The organism is Telluria sp. AZSoR62, assembly GCF_058111565.1.
Genome location: NZ_JBYTST010000176.1, coordinates 1 through 335 on the forward strand (window position 1 = coordinate 1; position 335 = coordinate 335).

Here is a 335-nt window from a genome sequence, read left to right on the forward strand (position 1 = left end):
CACCGCTCTCCGCGCAGGGATCGAAGTGGTCGGACGAGGAGGATGTTCGCCTGGTTGCAGGATTTGAAGCTGGGGAAGAAATCGGGAAGTTGGCAGCTGCGCATGGGCGGTCGGCCAAGAGCATCATTCTGCGTCTGCATCGCACTCATAACCTGCTTGCACCCGAGCTGCTTACAAGTCTGTGCCAGCTCTACGGCTTCGATTTGAACGTCCCTGCAACTCAGCAACGCAATCGGCGCCAGCGGGAGAAGAAACCTGTATCCAAATCAACCGGGGGCGTTTTCCTGTAATTAGACCCCGACTTGACCAAACACCAAGAACCAATGATTCGCTAT

The 335-nt window shown here is 55.5% G+C and carries 1 pseudogene; it reads left to right on the plus strand.

From position 1 onward, the window contains the following. A pseudogene (locus AC3XQU_RS23415) lies at positions 1–290 on the plus strand (hypothetical protein); the annotation flags it as partial. Between the last annotated feature and the right edge of the window lie 45 nt (positions 291–335).